The organism is Mycobacterium asiaticum (genome assembly GCF_001673315.1).
Lineage (GTDB): Bacteria > Actinomycetota > Actinomycetes > Mycobacteriales > Mycobacteriaceae > Mycobacterium > Mycobacterium asiaticum_B.
The window spans coordinates 24,622-41,801 of sequence record NZ_LZLQ01000015.1 but is presented as its reverse complement, the minus strand read 5'-3'; the positions used below and the strand labels follow the sequence as shown (position 1 = coordinate 41,801).

17 protein-coding genes and 1 pseudogene are annotated in these 17,180 nt (G+C 65.3%); 10 read left to right on the top strand and 8 right to left on the bottom strand.

Annotated elements, in window-relative coordinates:
• Positions 1–4: 4 nt before the first annotated feature.
• Positions 5–1,189 (bottom strand): acyl-CoA dehydrogenase family protein, encoded by a 1,185-nt coding sequence (locus A5636_RS01530; RefSeq protein ID WP_065156938.1) that lies wholly within the window; start codon positions 1,187–1,189, stop codon positions 5–7.
• 149 nt (positions 1,190–1,338) lie between these two features.
• Between A5636_RS01530 and A5636_RS01525 the strand changes: the two genes are divergently transcribed.
• Together A5636_RS01525 and A5636_RS01520 are read left to right on the top strand one after the other, a co-directional pair.
• Positions 1,339–2,946: a flavin-containing monooxygenase gene (locus A5636_RS01525; protein WP_065156937.1), complete on the top strand. Its 1,608-nt coding sequence runs from the start codon at positions 1,339–1,341 to the stop codon at positions 2,944–2,946.
• The gene (locus A5636_RS01520; RefSeq protein ID WP_081287554.1) at positions 2,943–3,746 is read left to right on the top strand and encodes a mycofactocin-coupled SDR family oxidoreductase; all 804 of its coding nucleotides are present in this window, start codon (positions 2,943–2,945) and stop codon (positions 3,744–3,746) included. The genes A5636_RS01525 and A5636_RS01520 overlap by 4 nt, the downstream gene beginning before the upstream one ends.
• 49 nt (positions 3,747–3,795) lie before the next feature.
• On the opposite strand, the gene A5636_RS01515 is transcribed toward A5636_RS01520, so the two are convergent.
• Positions 3,796–4,668 carry an alpha/beta fold hydrolase gene (locus A5636_RS01515; RefSeq protein WP_065156935.1) on the bottom strand — a complete coding sequence of 291 codons (873 nt, stop codon included), beginning with the start codon at positions 4,666–4,668 and terminating at the stop codon, positions 3,796–3,798.
• Positions 4,669–4,683: 15 nt separating this feature from the next.
• Here A5636_RS01515 and A5636_RS25930 point away from each other — a divergent pair, with 15 nt between their 5' ends.
• A complete protein-coding gene (locus A5636_RS25930; protein ID WP_155763492.1) occupies positions 4,684–4,824 on the top strand; it encodes a hypothetical protein in 141 nt (46 codons plus the stop codon).
• A gap of 19 nt (positions 4,825–4,843) precedes the next feature.
• Here the strand turns inward: A5636_RS25930 and A5636_RS01510 are convergent, their stop codons facing one another.
• Entirely contained in the window at positions 4,844–5,656 is an 813-nt protein-coding gene (locus A5636_RS01510; protein ID WP_065156934.1) for a glutamate racemase, read from the bottom strand.
• Positions 5,656–7,590, bottom strand: a complete 1,935-nt coding sequence (locus A5636_RS01505) for a methyltransferase domain-containing protein (protein WP_065156933.1) — start codon at positions 7,588–7,590, stop codon at positions 5,656–5,658. Before A5636_RS01505 ends, A5636_RS01510 begins: the two co-directional genes overlap by 1 nt.
• Before the next feature lie 198 nt (positions 7,591–7,788).
• Here A5636_RS01505 and A5636_RS01500 point away from each other — a divergent pair, with 198 nt between their 5' ends.
• Positions 7,789–8,178: a bleomycin resistance protein gene (locus A5636_RS01500; RefSeq protein WP_065157158.1), complete on the top strand. Its 390-nt coding sequence runs from the start codon at positions 7,789–7,791 to the stop codon at positions 8,176–8,178.
• A gap of 14 nt (positions 8,179–8,192) precedes the next feature.
• Here A5636_RS01500 and A5636_RS01495 read toward each other — a convergent pair whose 3' ends face one another.
• Positions 8,193–8,585 (bottom strand): DoxX family protein, encoded by a 393-nt coding sequence (locus tag A5636_RS01495; RefSeq protein WP_065157157.1) that lies wholly within the window; start codon positions 8,583–8,585, stop codon positions 8,193–8,195.
• Between the two features lie 90 nt (positions 8,586–8,675).
• Between A5636_RS01495 and A5636_RS01490 the strand changes: the two are divergent.
• Both A5636_RS01490 and A5636_RS01485 read left to right on the top strand, forming a co-directional pair.
• A pseudogene (locus tag A5636_RS01490) lies at positions 8,676–9,793 on the top strand (sulfotransferase family protein).
• Entirely contained in the window at positions 9,783–10,844 is a 1,062-nt protein-coding gene (locus A5636_RS01485; RefSeq protein ID WP_065156932.1) for a hypothetical protein, read from the top strand. Before A5636_RS01490 ends, A5636_RS01485 begins: the two are co-directional and overlap by 11 nt.
• Positions 10,845–10,854: 10 nt before the next feature.
• On the opposite strand, the gene A5636_RS01480 is transcribed toward A5636_RS01485, so the two are convergent.
• Positions 10,855–11,628, bottom strand: coding sequence for an SDR family oxidoreductase (locus A5636_RS01480; protein WP_065156931.1), 774 nt, complete (start codon positions 11,626–11,628; stop codon positions 10,855–10,857).
• A gap of 123 nt (positions 11,629–11,751) precedes the next feature.
• On the opposite strand from A5636_RS01480, the gene A5636_RS01475 reads away from it, so the two are divergent.
• Together A5636_RS01475 and A5636_RS01470 are read left to right on the top strand one after the other, a co-directional pair.
• Positions 11,752–12,186, top strand: a complete 435-nt coding sequence (locus tag A5636_RS01475) for an SRPBCC family protein (RefSeq protein ID WP_065156930.1) — start codon at positions 11,752–11,754, stop codon at positions 12,184–12,186.
• 2 nt (positions 12,187–12,188) lie between these two features.
• Positions 12,189–12,968, top strand: a complete 780-nt coding sequence (locus A5636_RS01470) for an SDR family NAD(P)-dependent oxidoreductase (protein ID WP_437339784.1) — start codon at positions 12,189–12,191, stop codon at positions 12,966–12,968.
• Here the strand turns inward: A5636_RS01470 and A5636_RS01465 are convergent, their stop codons facing one another.
• Positions 12,969–14,213, bottom strand: a complete 1,245-nt coding sequence (locus tag A5636_RS01465) for a serine/threonine-protein kinase (protein WP_081287533.1) — start codon at positions 14,211–14,213, stop codon at positions 12,969–12,971. It lies immediately after the preceding gene.
• A 134-nt stretch (positions 14,214–14,347) separates the two neighbouring features.
• Between A5636_RS01465 and A5636_RS01460 the strand changes: the two genes are divergently transcribed.
• Positions 14,348–15,526 (top strand): acyl-CoA dehydrogenase family protein, encoded by a 1,179-nt coding sequence (locus tag A5636_RS01460; RefSeq protein ID WP_065156929.1) that lies wholly within the window; start codon positions 14,348–14,350, stop codon positions 15,524–15,526.
• Positions 15,527–15,548: 22 nt separating this feature from the next.
• Positions 15,549–16,283: a 3'(2'),5'-bisphosphate nucleotidase CysQ gene (locus tag A5636_RS01455; protein ID WP_065156928.1), complete on the top strand. Its 735-nt coding sequence runs from the start codon at positions 15,549–15,551 to the stop codon at positions 16,281–16,283.
• A 51-nt stretch (positions 16,284–16,334) separates the two neighbouring features.
• Here A5636_RS01455 and A5636_RS01450 read toward each other — a convergent pair whose 3' ends face one another.
• On the bottom strand, positions 16,335–17,177 hold the full coding sequence (locus A5636_RS01450; RefSeq protein ID WP_253900446.1) for a hypothetical protein: 843 nt from the start codon (positions 17,175–17,177) through the stop codon (positions 16,335–16,337).
• Between the last annotated feature and the right edge of the window lie 3 nt (positions 17,178–17,180).

The window sequence follows — 17,180 nt, the reverse complement described above, 5'->3', positions numbered from 1 at the left end:
TCTCCTAGATCAGGGCCCGCAACGGCCCCATTGGCGGCTCCGCACCGAACGAGCTCAAAGCCGACGCATGGTAGGTGGAGCCCGGAACGTGGATGGCATGCATCTGGCCGACGTGCACATCGCGCCAATAACGCTGCAACGGCTTGTCCATTCGGGAGGCATTGCCCCCCGAACGGGCGAAGATCTCGTCGACCGCCGACACCGCCCGCCACACCGCGCGGATCTGGGTGCGCCGCCCGGCCGCCCGGTCCGCGAACGACACTTCCTTGCCGGCGGCGACCATGTCATAGATACGGTCGGCGTTGGCCAGCAGCTCCTGACGTGCCGCGTTGATGTCGGCCGCGGCCTCACCGATGGCATACATAACGTACGGGTCGTCTTTGATCGCCGTGCCGGTGGCGCCGACGCGCTCCCGCTGGTAATCCAGGTGCGCGGCCAACGCGCCCTCGGCTATGCCGATGGTTGCCGCGGAGATGCCCAGCGGGAACATCGTCGACCACGGCATCAGGTAGAGCGGCTTGGTCATGCCGGCCTCGCGCTGCGCCGTGCCGTCCATCACCTTGGTCGCGTCCATCGTTCGGTAGGTCGGGACGAACGCGTCTTTGACGATGACGTCCTTGGAGCCGGTTCCCCGTAGTCCCACCACATTCCAGGAGTCGTCGACGATTTCGTAGTCCTTGCGCGGCAAGATCATGTGCAGCATCTGCGGCGGCATCAGCGGGACGCCCTCGGTGTCGGCCCGCATGGCGCCCAGGATGATCCAGTCGCAATGATCGGTGCCCGAGCTGAACTGCCAGCGCCCGTTGAAGACGTAGCCGCCGTCCACCGGCCGCGCGACACCCTGCGGCGCATAGGGGGACGCCATCCACGTGTCGACGTCCTCAGCCCAGATCTCGGCGGCGACCTTCGGGTCCGCATATGCCAGCTGGTAAGGATGCACCCCGACCACGCCGACGATCCAGCCGGCGGCCGGATCCAGGGCGGCCGTCGCCATCGTCGTCTCCGCGAACTCCCGGGGATGCACCTCAAAGCCCTGGTATTGCTTGGTCTGCAGCAACCGGATCAAACCGGCCGCCTTCATCATCTTGACCGTCTCGTCGGTGAGTCGTCCGATGCGCTCCGCTTCGGCGGCCTGCTCGCGCAGCTGATCCGCCATGGCCACGACTCGATCGAGTACCCGCTCGCTCATGTTGTCGTCCTAACGTGTGTGGGCCTGTCAATGTGTTTACTCCACTCGGCGTGCCTCCTCGTCGGCGATCCCGGTGAGCGGACGAAACGCCCCCCCGGTCCGGTCAACGGGAGGGGGTTGGGTTCGCCGCCCTCGAGGTCCTACCGTGGGTGGTTGTGAAGAGTCTGGACGTAGTGGTGGTCGGCGCCGGGTTCGCCGGTCTGTATGCCCTGCACAAGCTGCGTGGCCAAGGGCTCTCCGTGCGTGTGATCGAGGCAGCGCCGGAACTTGGTGGCACCTGGTACTACAACCGTTATCCCGGCGCCCGCTGCGACGTGGAAAGCGTTGACTACTGCTATTCGTTTTCCGAGGAATTGCAACAGCGCTGGGATTGGACGGAGAAATACGCGACCCAGGCCGAAATCCTGCGGTACCTGAACTGGGTCGCCGACGAACTGGACCTGCGCCGCGATATCTCGTTCAATACGCGCGTAACCTCAGCGGTTTTCGACGAGGCGGCCCTGCGCTGGACAATCACCGCCGACACCGGTCAGAGATTGACGGCGCGCTTCGTGCTGATGGCCACCGGCCCGTTGTCGGACGCGTTGATACCCGACTTCAGCGGTCTGGACATGTTCGAGGGCGAGATTCTGCACACGGCTCGATGGCCGCACGAACCGGTCGATTTCACCGGTAAACGCGTCGCCGTTATCGGCACCGGATCCTCAGGCATCCAATCGATTCCGATCATCGCAGAGCAAGCCTCCCAGCTCTACGTGTTCCAACGCACCCCGAACTTCAGCGTGCCCGCCGGCAACAAACCACTCTCGCCCGAGGAACTGGACGAAATCAAGGTCGGCTATGCCGAGCGACGTCGACTGTCCTGGCGCAGCGGGGGCGGGTCGCCACACATCACCGCAGCCAGGCCGGCAATGGAATTCAGTCCCGAAGAGCGGCGTGCCGCCTTCGAAAAGCGCTGGCAGCTAGGTGGGGTGCTGTACTCCAAGACCTTTCCCGATCAGATGATCGATCCGGCCGCCAACGAGGAGGCCCGCAAGTTCTACGAAGAGAAAATTCGCGCGGTGATCGACGATCCGGCAGTCGCCGACCTGTTGATCCCGAATGACCATCCGATCGGCACCAAGCGAATCTGCACCGACAGCAACTACTTTCAGACATTCAACAAACCCAATGTGACGTTGGTGAGCGTGCGGACTACTCCGATCCAATCCGTCGACCGCACCGGAATAAACACCACCGATGCGCACTACGACCTCGACATGATCGTACTGGCAACGGGTTTCGATGCTTTGACCGGAGCGCTGGCCAAGATCGACATTGCCGGCCGCAACGGTGTCGCCCTGCGGGATCATTGGGCCCACGGCCCACGCACCTATCTGGGCCTGGGCATCGACGAATTTCCCAACTTGTTCGTGATATCGGGTCCCGGAGCGCCCGCCGTGCTCGCCAACATGGTGTTACACGCTGAGGCGCAGGTGAATTGGGTGGCGAGGACCATCAAGTATCTCGACGACCATCAATATGCGGCGATCGAGGCCCGTACCGACAGTGTGGACGCGTGGGGTGCCGAATGCGCCCGTCTCGCCGAAGCGACCCTGTTCACGAAGGCCAATTCGTGGTACATGGGCGCCAACGTCCCGGGAAAGCCAAGGGGTTTCATGTTGTTCGTCGGCGGCTTCGCCACCTACAACGGGATCTGCGCCGAGGTCGCCGACGCGGAATACAAGGGATTCGACCTGATCCAGAAGTCATGCTGACAGGCCTGCGCGACAAGGTCGTGCTGGTCACCGGCGCTGCCCGCGGCACCGGGCGGGTGCACTGCCAGCGATTTGCCGACGAAGGCGCCGACGTGATCGCCGTCGACTTTCCTGAGGCAGCTGACGAACTGACTTCGCTGGCAACCGAAATCGGACAGCGCGGCCAGCGCTGCGTGACCGGAGTGGCAGACGTCGCGGATCTGGATGCGGTCACTACCGCCGTCGCTGCCGGCGTCGAACAACTCGGCCGCCTGGACGTCATCATTGCGAATGCTGGAATTCACACACCAGGCGCGCCCACCTGGGAACTCGACCCACGGGATTGGCAACGCACCATGGATATCAACCTCACCGGGGTGTGGCACACCGTGCGGGCGGGGGTGCCGCAGATCGGTACGGACGGCGGGTCGGTGGTCATCATCAGCTCAACCAGCGGGCTACGCGGCACGGCGAACGCGGCCCACTACACGGCGAGCAAGCATGCGTTGGTGGGGTTGGCCCGATCGCTGGCCAATGAGCTGGGACCCCGCGGCATTCGGGTCAACACGGTGCATCCAGGGGCCGTGGCGACGCCAATGGTGCTCAACGACAAGACATTCCGCCGCTTGCGGCCCGATCTGGACAACCCGACTGCCGAGGACGCGGCCGAAGTGCTGCGGGCACGCAACCTGCTGCCAGTGCCGTGGGTCGAGCCGGTCGACATCGCCAATGCTGTGGTGTTCCTCGCCTCCGAACAGGCCCGCTACATCACCGGTACCCAACTCGTCGTCGACGCCGGTCTGACGCAGAAGACGACTTGAGAGCCCGGGATTATCAACCGACCGTCGCGAAGCGTCTCGCGGGCGCGGTCTAGTCGCGGGTCAAAAACGCCAGGACGGTGCTCTCGAAGGCGTCTTTGGCCTCGATCATCGCCCAGTGCCCGCAATTGGGGAACACGTGCAGTTCGGCGTTCGGGATGGTGCGCATCGGGATGATCGCCATGTCGAGCGGGCTCACCCTGTCATCGCGTCCCCAGGTCAGCAGTGTGGGGGCCATAACCTTGTGCATTACCGCCCACGGCATCGGCCGGTCGGCGGCAGCCATCGCGGCCATCATCGCCGAATACGCGGCCTTGCCGTACATTCGGCGTGCCGCCGCCAACGTCTCCGGATCGGTCGCCAGCCGCCAGCGTTCCTCGATGAGTTCCTCGGTGACTCGGGACTGGTCGTAAACCATCGACTTCAGCCAGTCGACGAGGCGTTGCCGGGTGGGGTCCTCGGTGAACTCCTGCAGCAGTCGGATGCCCTCGCTGGGACCAGGACTGAAAGTGTTGGTGCCGATTCCGCCGATCGTCACCAGGCGACCGATGCGGTCCGGGTGCCGGATGGCGAAATTCAGGCCGACACCGCCGCCCATAGAGTTGCCGACAATGTGCGCCCGATCCACTCCGAGTGCATCCAGGAAGGGCCTCACCGCGCCTTGCGCGGTGACCATCGGGTGGCCACCGAAATCGTCAGTGACGCCGAAACCCGGGAATTCCAGGATCAGACAACGGAAGTGCTCGGCGAACGTGGGAAGGATCCCGCGGAAGTTGCGCCAGCCGGTTACGCCGGGTCCGGACCCGTGCAGGAACAAGAGCGTAGGGGATTGCGCGTCACCGGCATCGTAGTAACGCAACGTCCCGGCTTCGACGGCGATCTCGCGTAGATCTGTTTCGAGGTCTGTTTCAGAAGTGTTGGCCACGTACGTAACCCTGCCATGCCACGCGCAGGCAAAGTGGGTCAGCTTCCCGACCCGATAGCTGACCACGACGACGGCCAGCCTTACCGCGAGCGCGAAGCCACGGTCACGTTCGGCGTCGAACGTGAAGCCACTGTCACGCTCGGCGACAAGTCCTGAAACGCACACTCAACGTGTCTCAGCCGGCGTGCCGGAGGTGGCCCGCCCGGTTACCGGCACGCGACCCGACTCGCCGTATCGCCGCAGCCGTCAGTACCGTCCCCCAGGCGCGGGCGGCGCCGCGCCGCATCCTTGCTGGACTTCCCGTGGTGAGGAATACGCGCGCGGCCGGCTGCGTCGCCGACTGTGCTTGCGGATGCCGGTAAGCGATTGCGGCTGCCAGGTGTTCTGCCGGGTCGATCAGCAGCGCGTTCGGCAACGCCTCGGCGAACCACCTCCGCGCGGCAGGGTAGTGCGTGCAGGCCAACACCAGGGCGTCGACTTGGCGTAGCGGCGCGACGATATCGCCGAGGTCCTGGAGGAACTGCGCAGAACCTGCGCGGCCGGCCTCGATGTGCGCAGACAACGGCTGCGCAACTCGACTCAGCACCGTCCGTCCAGGTCGGGCCAACCCGCGCCGGTAATGGCCGGCCTCGATGGTGCGCAGTCCGCCGGCGACTCCGACGGACGCGAGTTCTTCTGGGACGGAGGCTAACCCGTGGGTGATGATGCCCTCGACAGGAACCGGAGCCGACTCCAACCGTCCCACCACGGTGCTGGCCGCGTTGCAGGCCAGCACGACCTCGGTGGCACCGCGCTCGGCGAGATCGGTGACCACGGTCAGCAGGCGGTCGGTCAACTCGTCGGCGCTCATCCGGCCGTAGGGTGTGACCCCCGCGTCCGACCAATAGAGCAGCGGTAACCCGGGCGCCAGCCGATCCAGGGCGTTGACCAAGCCCACCCCTCCGATGCCCCAGTCGACGATGCCCAGCCGGGCGTCTGGCGCGGCCATCACGGGTAGGAGAGCGGGGCGGTCTGCCCCTTGGTCAAGGGCCCGGAGTCGAAGGCCACTACCCGCGCGGACGTGGTTGTCGTCAACGTCTCGAGCTCGGCACCCGGGAAGCGGCTGCCGAAATACCAGCGGTATTCGTGTTCGGCACGAATAGGGTTGTTTTGCAGCATGTCTCGCCAGGCTGGATGCTCTGTCAATGCGGCGAGGTCGTGGGCGAATTGAGGGCGGGTGCGTCGCGTCCGTAGGTGCGCGACAGCCGAACGCGCCAGAACGGGTAGGTCGCGCAACCGCACCGGTCGCTCCACCATGTCGACCACCCACAGCTGGCCGCCGGGGGCGAGAACGCGACGAATTTCGGCCATGACGGGGTCCCAGTCCAGGTAGCGGAACGACAGGAAGGAGATCACCACGTCGACGTGGTCGTCGGGAACATCCAATGCGGGCCCGTTGACCTTGCCGAATCGCAGCCGCGGGCGGTCGCGGTTGCGTTCGCGTGCTCGGGCGAGCATGCCGTTGGAACTGTCCATTCCGACGGCGAAGTCGATGGCACCTTGGTCGTCCAGCGCTCGCAGCAAAGCTCCGTTGCCACAACCGATTTCGAGCACACGAAGTCTGCGGCCGAGCTCGGCGTGCAAACCGGCCAAGCGACTCGCTATCCATCGCCATTCGGCTTCACGGACCCGGATGTCGGCGTAGGCGCGGTCATAGAGTTCGGCCACGCGGTCGTAGGACCGTTCCGGGTGGGTCGCCGCGGGAAGGCTTTGCACCATCGGATCGGCGGTGCAGCCGAGATACTTGCGCACGCTGCCGGCCCAACCGTGTGACTTCTTGCCCGGTGTGGCAATCAGGTAAAGCTTCGGGCGAGCCGTCGGATGACGGCCCGCCCACGCAAACCGGTCCTTACGAGTGGACACGGTGGTGTAGTTCTGGTTGCCGAAAGCGGCGACGCCGAACACATCGGCGAAGAACGGTGTGAACCATCGGGCCGTCCGGCACGCGTGGAAATAAGCCTGGCCCCCCGTGGCGAAGGGGATCGCCATAGCTCGCCATTCGTGCGGCGAGAACTGTTCGGGCCAGTCGGTGGAACCGAACATCGGTCCATACATGCCGGCATGGCTGATCAGGTGGAGTTGGTCGATCACCCGCCCGGAGCGGGTGAGGCGCGCGAGTTCAGCCTCGAAATCGGCCTTGCGGTGCAGACCGGAGACGATTACTTCCGCATCGGGGTGCGCGGCAGCCAGTTCCAGTCCCATTGTCTGTGCCGCGACCGCGAATTCGGCCGAACCACCGCGGTAGTGAGTGGTGTGTGCGATCCAGATGACGGGTTTCTGTGCGGGTTTGGGTGCGATCGCGCTGAAGGGTACGCGCGGGTGCTCCCCGTGCGGAATCCAGGCACCGAAGTCGCCGACGAGTTCGAGCGCCTGGCCGCACTGCAGATCGAATACCCGCATGCTGCCGGGCGGGGGACTGTACAGGTGCAACGTGAGGCCGTTCGACTCGGCGGCCATGTCGTGGATGTCCTCGGGCGTGATCGCGATCGCGGTGCCTTGCCGTCGCGTGTGTGACTCCGCGACTACCAGTTCCGTTGCACTCCAGTCGAATCGACGTTCGTGGAAGTCGCCCTCCACCGCGATGACGAATCCGCCGGAGCCGCCGTGGTCGTGCGGCGCGCAGCTGTGGCCCGGCCGCCAGCGGGCCAGCATGATTTCGACTTGATCGTCTACCCGCAGTACCGACCGCGAATAGGGTTCTCCGTCGTTGGGTTCCAGCGCCAAAGCAGCCAACAACGGCTGTGCCGCGGCAACGCGCGCGAGTAATTCGGGGTCCGGGGTCTCACCGCGCATCGCGACCGCGGCCAGTGCGTCGAGCAGTGGTGTTAGCCCGGTGAGCCCGTTGCGGGCGATGATCGCCTCGTCGTGCGCGGTGTCGGTCATGTCTGTCCCTCTTCGACGACCAAGCCGGCCCCTGCTGGGTTAGCCACCGTGATGCTTTTGATTCGTCGCTTTTGCCCCGTTGTTACCAATGCACACGCTCGCGCCAACCGCTTGGAGGATCCTTGACGGATTCTTGGAACCAGTGGGTTTGGGGCAGGGGGCGCGGCACCGGCGTGACAGACTGCATCCGTGCGCGGAATCGACTTCAGCTCGGTGGCCCCGATCGTGCCGGTGCTCGACCTCGACGCCGCCCTCGAGCGGTACCGTCGCCTCGGCTTCGACGTCCGCGGTTACGAAGGCCCGGAACGATACGGCTTCGTCGACCGCGGCCTCGTCCAGATGCACCTGACGGAATGGGCCGAGCACGACCCGCTGCGCACCGCGTCCAGCGTGTACCTCTACGTCAGCGACGCCGACGCGCTCTACGCCGAGTGGAAAGCGCTGGACGGCCTCGGCGGCCGCTTCCACGCGCCGCAGGACACGCCGTACGGACTACGCGAATTCGCCTATGTCGACCCCGACGGCACGCTGCACCGCGTCGGCTCGCCGCTTCGCCCGGCGACAACGCCCTCCGGGGGGCCGGGCTGAGCCAAGCAATTAGTTCAGCTGTTGCGGTAGATCTTGATCGCGGTGGCGATCATCGGGATCTGCATTGGCAGCCGCGCCAGCGCAATCGCCTTCATGTACCACTGCTTGTCCCACCACAGCCGAACCATGTTGATGTTCCCGGGATACACCCCGATGAACAGCGCGACGGCCGCTGCGGCAGCGGCTCGCCGAGTGCGTCGCGGCAGCAGCAACGCTCCGATGACCAGCTCAGCGACTCCCGAAGCGTAGGTGTAGAACCGCGCGCTGAACGGCAGCTCGGCTGGGATGATGCCGTCGAAGGGCTTGGGTGCCAGGAAGTGCAGGGTGCCGATGCCGAGCAGGCCCACTCCGATGCGGTAGGCAGAGGTCCGCGTGGAGTCGCGCTGAACTAGAGATTCGGTGGTCATAGGGACATTGTTGCCGCTGAATCTCTGTTTGGTCTTACCGGGCGGCTCCGGGGACTCTATCGTCGGCATGTGCCAACCATCGATCAGGTGATGGATCAGGCAAGCGCACAGACCGGCCTGACGGATTTCGGCGAGGATTCGTTCCGCGAAGGCTTGCAGATGCTGCTGTCCGCGCTGCAGAACGAGGCGCGGCTGAACGAGCGCGGCGAGGCGTTCCTGCAGGGGCGCATCGTCGGATATCTCGCGCAGCGACTGCAGGTTGAAGACTGGTACCGCCGGCACTCAGAAATCGACGACGTGCCCATCACTGCGCCGTTGATCGGGCTCGGGCTCCCGCGGACCGGTTCGACGGCGCTGTCGATGCTGCTTGCCCAGGATCCCGACGCCCGGTATCTGCGTCGGTGGGAGTCCTCTCAACCGTGCCCGCCGCCGTCGACGGTGCGGGGTACCGATCCCTGGATTCCTGCCGACAAGGGCGAGATGGTGGGCACGCGCTATCACGTGCCTGCCGCGACGCATGGCCCGATGGAATGCCACGAGCTGATGGCACTGGACTTCAAGTCGCACCTGTTTCAGTCATTCGCCGAAATCCCCACGTACTCAACCTGGTTGCTGGAATCCGCGGATCTGACATCGACCTACCGTTACCAGCGGCGGGTGATGAAGCTACTGCAATTCGGCGAACCGCACCGCACCTGGCGACTGAAATGTCCCTCGCACGTATTGTGGCTCGATGCACTCGACGCGGTGTTCCCCGACGCCCGGTTCGTGATGACGCATCGAGACCCCACTGACGTGATCCTGTCGGTCGCAGACCTGTATGCCGACATCATCGGCTCGTTCTCCGACGACGTCGACCGCAAATACATTGGCCGGCTGAACGTCGAACACTGGTCGGAAGGGATGCGGCGCGCCCTGCAATTCCGCCGCGGCGCGCCGAAGATCGTTGCTACGACATAGATTTCATCGCCATGCAGCGTGATCCGATCGGTGAGGTCACCGGTCTGTACGAGTGGCTCGGGTTGCCGGTCGGTGCGCAGTTCGCGGCACGGATGCGCAGTTGGTGGACGGAAGCGGCCGCCGAACGCGAACCCGCCTCGCACGCAGACCCGCAGGCATTCGGCATCGACATCGAACAGGTTCGCCCGCTGTTCGCCGAATACGTTGCCGCCGCACGCAACTGGACGAAGGAGCCACATGGCCGTTGACCTCACCGGCGGTATCGACCCCACCCGTGAATTGGTGTTCCGCCAACGACCCGACGACCCCGAGATGCGGGATTCGGTCAGTTTCTGGGTTCTCGACGACCGGGGGGAGATCGGCCTGCCGCGTGTCGGGATCGAGGCGGTCGCGGCAAACTGGGATGCCCATGACATCCAGGTCAACGTCGCGCTCCCAGATGGCCGGGTGTATCGGCTGCGGGCCAATGGGCCGTCCTGGCCGGCGCAGGACGACACCGGTTTACCGACGGTGCTGGGCGCGGGAGGTCTGGGATTCCGGTGCGTCGAGCCATTCAAGAGTTGGACGATGAGTTACGACGGGCCGGCGGTGCAGACTTCGGCGGGCGACCTGGCCGAGGGCCGTGCCGACGGGCCATTGATAGACATCGGTTTTCGTGTCGACGCCACGATGGTGGTTCCGCCCTGGGTGCAGGGTTCGTTGCAAACCGACGCGGCGCTGCAACTGAAGACATCGGTCGGCAAGATCATGGGCGGTCCACGCTACGAACAATTGTTCACCGCGACCGGGTGTATCAATATCGCGGGTAGTGCCGAAAAGCATTTCACGGGAAGCGGATTGCGTATCCGGCGGCAAGGGGTGCGCAAGTTGAGCGGCTTTTCGGGACACAGCTGGCAGTCTGCGGTGTTTCCCAGCGGACGCGCCTTCGGCTACATCGCCTACCCGCCGCGACCCGACGGTCAACCCACCTACAACGAGGGTTTCGTCTTCACCGGTGACGGCTCACTGATCCCGGCGCGGGCAGTGCAGGCACCGTGGCTCACCCGACTGCAATCGGGAGCCGAGGATGTCTCGCTGGTCCTGGAAACGGCTGAGGGACAGATCGGAATCGAAGGTGAAACGGTCTTCTGCACCCACGACATTCACCACAACGACGACATGTATTCCATGCAGGCGCTCAAGCAGGAGATGTCCGACTTCCCGGCGCTGCAACAGGCCGGCGTGCGCTACCGCTGGGACGGTGAAGAGACATTCGGGATGCTGGAGCGGTCCAATCCGTTGCACCAGCTCGCGCGCTAGGAGTGCGTGATCAGGATCCGGTGGCCCGGCGGTTGATCTCTCGCAGCACCCAGGGTGGGGCGACGTTGGCGATCGTCATCAGCGCTTTGCCCTGTCCGCCAACGGCGAAATGCGGGCCGTGTGGCAACCGCGGCCGGCCGCGTGCGACTTTCAAGATCGCCTCGGCCACGTCGTCGGCGGACAGTGAGACACCCATCGTGCGCGTGCTACCGGTATCCACGCCGTCCACCATGCCCGTATCGACGAACAGCGGCCACACCGCACACACTCTGATATCGTCTGCGGCCCACTCTATTTCGAGTGCCTCGGTGAGTCCGCGGATCGCGAACTTGGATGCCGAATAGGTCGCCAGCTCCGCCTGTCCGTACATTGCCGACGCCGAACACACGTTGATGACTTGTGCGTTAGGCGTCGCGCGAAGGTACGGGTAGGCCGAATGGCAACCGTTGAGTGCACCGCCGACGTTGACGTCGATGATGCGGCGCTGATCCTGCAAAGAAATGTCTGCGAACCGGCCTGAACTGAGAATGCCGGCGTTGTTGATCAGCACGTCGAGCTGGCCTTCGGTGTGCTCGGCCAACTCGGCGAGCCGGGTAGCCCAGCCATCGGCGTCCTGCACCTCGAGGGAGTCGACAACGGCCTCCGGCCGCAACTGCGCGCGCAGCTCGTCGAGAGCCTGTTGGTTGCGACCATAGGCGGCCACGCGGTAACCGGCGCGATCGAAACGAAGGGCCGTGGCGCGACCAATTCCCGCTGTTGCACCCGTGATAGCGACAGTTTTCATGGTCCCCGCAACTGTACGCCGGACAACGACCCGTCCATCGGTGGCCGACGTATTCCGCGTTCGTTGCGGCAATTCCGGCGCGGTCTAACATGCACAGGTACGCGCACCGCAGGAGGAGATCTCATGGTCGAGATTCACATCGAGCGAACCATCGCGGCGCCAGTGGAAAAGGTCTTCGACTGGCTAGCGGATCCGGCGAGTCTGACCGGGGCGCCGCTGGTCATCAAATCCGGCTGGGCCAAGGACTCGCCGCCCCCGGGGAAAGGGGCCGTCCGCGTCGTGCTCGGGACCGGCATGTGGTTCCGCGAGAACATCACCGCCTACGACCGGCCACACAAATACTCGTATTTGATTGTCCGCTCCGTTCCCGCCTTCAAACATGACGGAGGCACGCTGACCTTCACCCCGTCCGGAAATGGAACCCACGTGGACTGGGTGACCAACTACACCCATCCCCGGTACTCCGGCGGCAAGGCGATGGAGCGGGTCAGCCGTCCATTGCTGCGGTGGAATTTTATGGCGATCCTGGCGGCCTGCGCCAAGGCGCTGGAGAGCTGAGCGTGACCCGCGCCAAGGGGCGCACGTTCGTGGTGACCGGCGCGGCTTCGGGCATCGGCCTGGCCACCGTTGAGCGCCTGCTGGACGATGGCGGCACGGTGATCGGCGCCGACCTGGCCGCACCGCCCGACCTCGGCCCTCGATTCCACTTCGTCACAGCCGACGTCACCGACGAGGCCGCTGTGAGCGCGGTGTTCCGTGCGGTGCCGGAGCGTGTGGACGGGGTCGTTCATTCCGCCGGGGTCGCGGGCGGCGGCCCGGTACACCTGCTCCCGCAAGCCGAGTGGGACCGAGTCATCGGAATCAACCTGACCGCCACCTTCCTGGTCGCAAAAGCCGCGCTGGCAAAGATGATCGAGCAGCCTCGGGTCGACGGCGAACGCGGCTCCATTGTCACGCTGGCCAGTGTCGAAGGGCTGGAAGGCACCGCGGGCGGCAGTTCGTACAACGCCGCCAAAGGCGGAGTTGTGTTGCTGACCAAGAACATTGCGCTCGACTACGGTCCCAGCGGGATACGGGCGAACACCATCTGCCCGGGTTTCATCGAAACACCGATGCTCAAGTCCGTGTTCGCGCTGCCGGGCATGGACGGCCCGCTGGACTCGATCACCAAGGAGCACGCCTTGCAGCGACTCGGGCGCCCGGAGGAGATCGCGGCGATGGCGGCGTTCCTGGTTTCTCCGGACGCGTCATTCGTCACCGGTCAGGCGATCGCGGTTGACGGCGGCTACACAGCCGGACGCGATCACGGCGTCGTCAAGCTGTTCGGCCTGCCCGACTGATCAATCGCCTTTTCCGCCTTTGGGTTTCTTGCCGTGCTTACCCGGGGGCCCGCCGCGCGGCGGTGGTGCTGGCTCCGGGATGCTGGCGACCGTGGTCGCGGGTGCCACGGTTGTGGTGGGCGGTGGTGGTGTGGGCGCCAAGGGCGCAGTGGTGCCGGCCGGCGACGGCGGGGGAGTCGAGAACGGCTGGATGAAGACGATCAGCAGGACAGCCACCAGGAAAGTGGCGATCAGCGCCGCCGCCCACAACCCACGCCGCGAGGTCGGCGCGTCAAGTGGCGGCCCCACGAAAGTCGCATCGAGTGGCGGCGCTACGAAAGCGCGGGTGCCCTTGGCCGGCAACGGCGCCGTCATCGCCCGCGTGGGGTTCGGAGCCGGCGGAGATGCCGGGCCGGGACTGCCGAGCGCGGCGCGCATCTGCACAGCGTGATGGAATCGCTGCGCCGGCCCGCGGGCCATCGCCTGCTCGATCACCGCGGCAAGATGTGGCCACACATCCGGCCGCAGGGCGGCGATCGGCACCGGCGATTCGTGCATGATCGCCTGCGCCAACGGGCCGAGTTGGGTTTGCGGGAACGGCCGGCGTCCGGTCAGGGCCTCGTAGCCGACCACGCCCAGGGCATACAGGTCATCGGCGGGTGTGGCGGGTTTGCCTGTCAGCCGGTCCGCGCTCAGATAGGCCATGCTGCCCACGATTTCGCCGGTCATGGTCTGCACGCCGCCGCTGGTCTTGGCGATGCCGAAATCCGCGAGCTTGGCTTCGCCTGTCGCGGTGAAGAGCACGTTGCCCGGTTTGACATCGCGGTGCACGATGCCGGCGTGATGGGCGACGGCAAGAGCCTCGAGTACGTCTTCAAGGACCGACTGGACGAACGCTTGAGGTAACGGGCCCCGAGCGATGTGGTCGGCCAGGGACTCGCCCGGCAACCGCTCCATCACGATGTAGGGCACCCCGTGGTGCTCTCCCACATCATGGACAACCACAATGTGCTGGCTGCTCAGTGCCGCGGCGGCGCGCGCTTCCGTCTCGAACCGCAGCCGATTCTCCGGCCGTGTTTCGTCTAGTGGGCTGAGCAGTTTGATCGCTACCTTGCGGCGCAGCTTCCCGTCCCACCCCTCGCGCACCTCGGCCATCCCGCCGCGACCCAGCACCGGACCGAGTTCGTATCGCCCGCCGAGGAGCGTCGACTCCGACAGCGCCGCGTCAGCGAGGCGGCTTGCGGTGTTTCCAGGATCAGTTTTCATGGCAGGTTCAAGTCAGGCGCGGTCAAGCACAGGGCTCCGGGTCGGGTAGCCGAATGTCCAGTGGGCGAAACCTGCGGCGTACTGTTCGGTTCGATGTCCAGGCCCAATGGCGGGTGAGCTGCGATAGGAATCACATGACGTCGGTGAAGAGCGAACAGGTCGTTTCACTGGCCCGCGGTATGCGCGATCTGGTGCGCGCCGAGGCGGCCCAATCCGAGCAGAACCGCACGTTGACCCACGCGATCGTCGACGAGATGTGGGCCAGCGGTTTGATGACGGCGTTGAGCCCCACCGAGGCGGGTGGCATCGAGCCATCGCTGGCCGAGATGATCGAAGCTTGGATCGAAATGGCTTGGCAGGATGGCTCTTTCGGGTGGGTGGGCATCGCCAATCTGCCGTCGCGGTTTGCGGCCGCCACCTACCTCACTGACGACGGTTTTGCCGAGGTGTTCACCGCTAACGACAACCACGTCACCATGGGTGGGCAATTCTTTCCGAACGGGCAGGGGACCGTCGTCGAGGGTGGCTACCAACTGAGTGGGTCGTGGAACTTCGGTTCGGGGGTCGGCCACTCCGAGTACGTCGCGGCGGGATTCTTTCCGATGGACAACGGCGAGATGCGTTGGATCAGCGAGGGTATTCCGGACATGCAGGTGGCCGTAATTCCGCGCGACCAGATCCAATTCAACGACGGCTGGCACGTGCAGGGGCTCAAAGGTACCGGCTCGTACGACTACAGCGCGGAGAACGTGTTCGTACCCGCTGCCCGGACGTTCGGGTTGTTCACCCGAGAGCCCCGTCGCGGGACGTCTCCGGCCACGCGGATGGGACTGATGCCGGTGACCGCAGCCGGTCACGCCTCGTGGGCGCTCGGCGTTGCCAAAAGCATGCTCGACGACGTCGCCGAACTAGCCGCGACAAAGTTCCGGATGAGCGACATGGCGTCGCTGGCCAGCCGCCCAACCTTCCAGAAAGGCCTGGCACACCACGTTGCGGCGTGGCGTGCCGCACGGTTGCTGGTGCTGGACGCATTCAGCACCGCCGAAGCCGCGGTGGCCGCGGGGGAGGATCTCAACCCGACCCTGCGCGCGGACATGCGCGCGGCTGCCGTCTTTGCCACCGACACCGCTCGCGAGTGCGCGGAGTGGGCCCACCTGGTAGCCGGCACCAGCTCGATCCGTGAGGGCAGCCGCCTCGAACGCGCCTTCCGCGACCTGTACACCGGCACCCAGCACGCCTTCATCAGCGAAAAAGTGGCTATGGACTGCGCGCAGATCTGGTTGGGCATCATCGACGACCAGTTCGGGCTATGAGTCGATTTGTTTAACTATTCCCATGACTGACCATGAGCTGGCCGCGCGACTGGCCACCGACGCGGGCCGGCTGCTGCTCGATGTCCGTCTGGAGTTCGCCGATGCCGACCCGGGTGAGCGGAAAGCCGCGGGGGACAAGCGGTCTCATGACTTTCTGATGGAAGCGCTGGGCGCCGAGCGACGTGAAGACGCGGTGCTGTCGGAGGAGGGCGCTGATGATCCGGTGCGGCTACGGTCCGAACGGGTGTGGATCGTCGATCCGCTCGACGGCACGCGGGAGTTCTCTGAATCCGGGCGCGACGACTGGGCGGTGCACGTCGCCCTGTGGCAGGCGGGCGAACTCGTCGCCGGTGCGGTCGCCCTGCCGGCACAGGGCATCACCCTGGCGACACCCGCGGTGCAGTCGCCGCCGGCCACGCCCGACAAACCACGGATCGTGGTGTCGCGCACTCGCCCCCCGGCTATCGCGCTGGCCGTGCGGGACGCGCTGGACGGCATTCTGGTCGAAATGGGTTCGGCCGGAGCCAAAGTCGCGTCGATCGTGCAGGGTCGCTCCGATGTGTACGTCCACGCCGGAGGTCAGTTCGAGTGGGACTCGGCCGCGCCGGTAGCGGTCGCGCGGGCCGCCGGTCTGCACACTTCCCGCATCGACGGATCCCCCTTGGCCTACAACCAGCCCGACCCTAAGCTGCCTGACCTGGTGGTGTGCCGACCGGAGTTCGCCGACGCCGTGCTTGCCGTTACTTGCCAGTCCTGACTCGTCAGGCCCGGGGTGTTTGCGCGGTCCGCGCCCGCGAGCGGGCCCCGGCTACTGCCTGGCGGCGGCGAGCTTGGCGAGGATGCCCGATGCCACGCTCCCGGCGACGATCAACCCGATACCGAGCCACAAACCCAGGGAGTCAGTGACCATCCCCGCGATGCCAGTGACGATGACGAAGGTGGGCAACCAGTCGATCGTCTGCAGGATTGAGGGCACCTGAGCCGGCTCTCCGTTGTCCAGGTCGAACATTGCCGATGCGTAGTCGGGATAGAACTCGGTGAAGGCGACCGCGAAGAAAATCGCCGCCAGCTGCAATATCCAGCCGGTCCAGAAGTTGCCGGCGTCCCGCAGCACCAGGTCGCCGAAGAAGCCCACGGCCGCTGCGAAGGTGAAAGCGCTCGCCCACACTGCAGAAATCACGTTGTTGATGCGGATGAACAGCGGACTGTTCCAATGCTCTTGCGGGGTGCTTTCTTTCGCGTAGGCCATGGTGAACGGCCGACGGATCAGCAGTGTGAACCAGGCGAACGCGGCAAGCGAGATATTGGTCAGCTCCCCGGCCCACAGTTCGAGGAAGCGTATTACGTTCTCGCTGGCGAACAGGCCGACGACGGCCATCGCCCCGAAGAACACCGCGCCGAACGTCTCCAGCAGGTGGACTTTGATCCCACGCAGAAGTCCGACGATCAACACCAGTATCGAGAAGGCCAACGCGGACGCCACCGCAAGCTCGAAGCGGCCCGGGGCGGACAGGATCGACAGCAATGCCCACGGCGCGATGCCGGAGAACGGCGACTTCAGGAACCCGTCGAGGAGGCCTCCAAGGCTGCGACGCGAATCCTTGACCTGGTCAGCGGACGGCCGGGCATCACCGGGAACTGGTTGCGTCATCAC

Coding starts and splice junctions, on each gene's coding strand:
- A5636_RS01450 (WP_253900446.1), bottom strand. CDS start 17,177: ATGACGCAACCAGTTCCCGGTGATGCCCGGCCGTCCGCTGACCAGGTC.
- A5636_RS01505 (WP_065156933.1), bottom strand. CDS start 7,590: ATGACCGACACCGCGCACGACGAGGCGATCATCGCCCGCAACGGGCTC.
- A5636_RS01510 (WP_065156934.1), bottom strand. CDS start 5,656: ATGGCCGCGCCAGACGCCCGGCTGGGCATCGTCGACTGGGGCATCGGA.
- A5636_RS01460 (WP_065156929.1), top strand. CDS start 14,348: ATGACGTCGGTGAAGAGCGAACAGGTCGTTTCACTGGCCCGCGGTATG.
- A5636_RS01475 (WP_065156930.1), top strand. CDS start 11,752: ATGGTCGAGATTCACATCGAGCGAACCATCGCGGCGCCAGTGGAAAAG.
- A5636_RS01480 (WP_065156931.1), bottom strand. CDS start 11,628: ATGAAAACTGTCGCTATCACGGGTGCAACAGCGGGAATTGGTCGCGCC.
- A5636_RS01530 (WP_065156938.1), bottom strand. CDS start 1,189: ATGAGCGAGCGGGTACTCGATCGAGTCGTGGCCATGGCGGATCAGCTG.
- A5636_RS01495 (WP_065157157.1), bottom strand. CDS start 8,585: ATGACCACCGAATCTCTAGTTCAGCGCGACTCCACGCGGACCTCTGCC.
- A5636_RS25930 (WP_155763492.1), top strand. CDS start 4,684: ATGCCACGCGCAGGCAAAGTGGGTCAGCTTCCCGACCCGATAGCTGAC.
- A5636_RS01455 (WP_065156928.1), top strand. CDS start 15,549: ATGACTGACCATGAGCTGGCCGCGCGACTGGCCACCGACGCGGGCCGG.
- A5636_RS01465 (WP_081287533.1), bottom strand. CDS start 14,213: ATGAAAACTGATCCTGGAAACACCGCAAGCCGCCTCGCTGACGCGGCG.
- A5636_RS01485 (WP_065156932.1), top strand. CDS start 9,783: ATGGCCGTTGACCTCACCGGCGGTATCGACCCCACCCGTGAATTGGTG.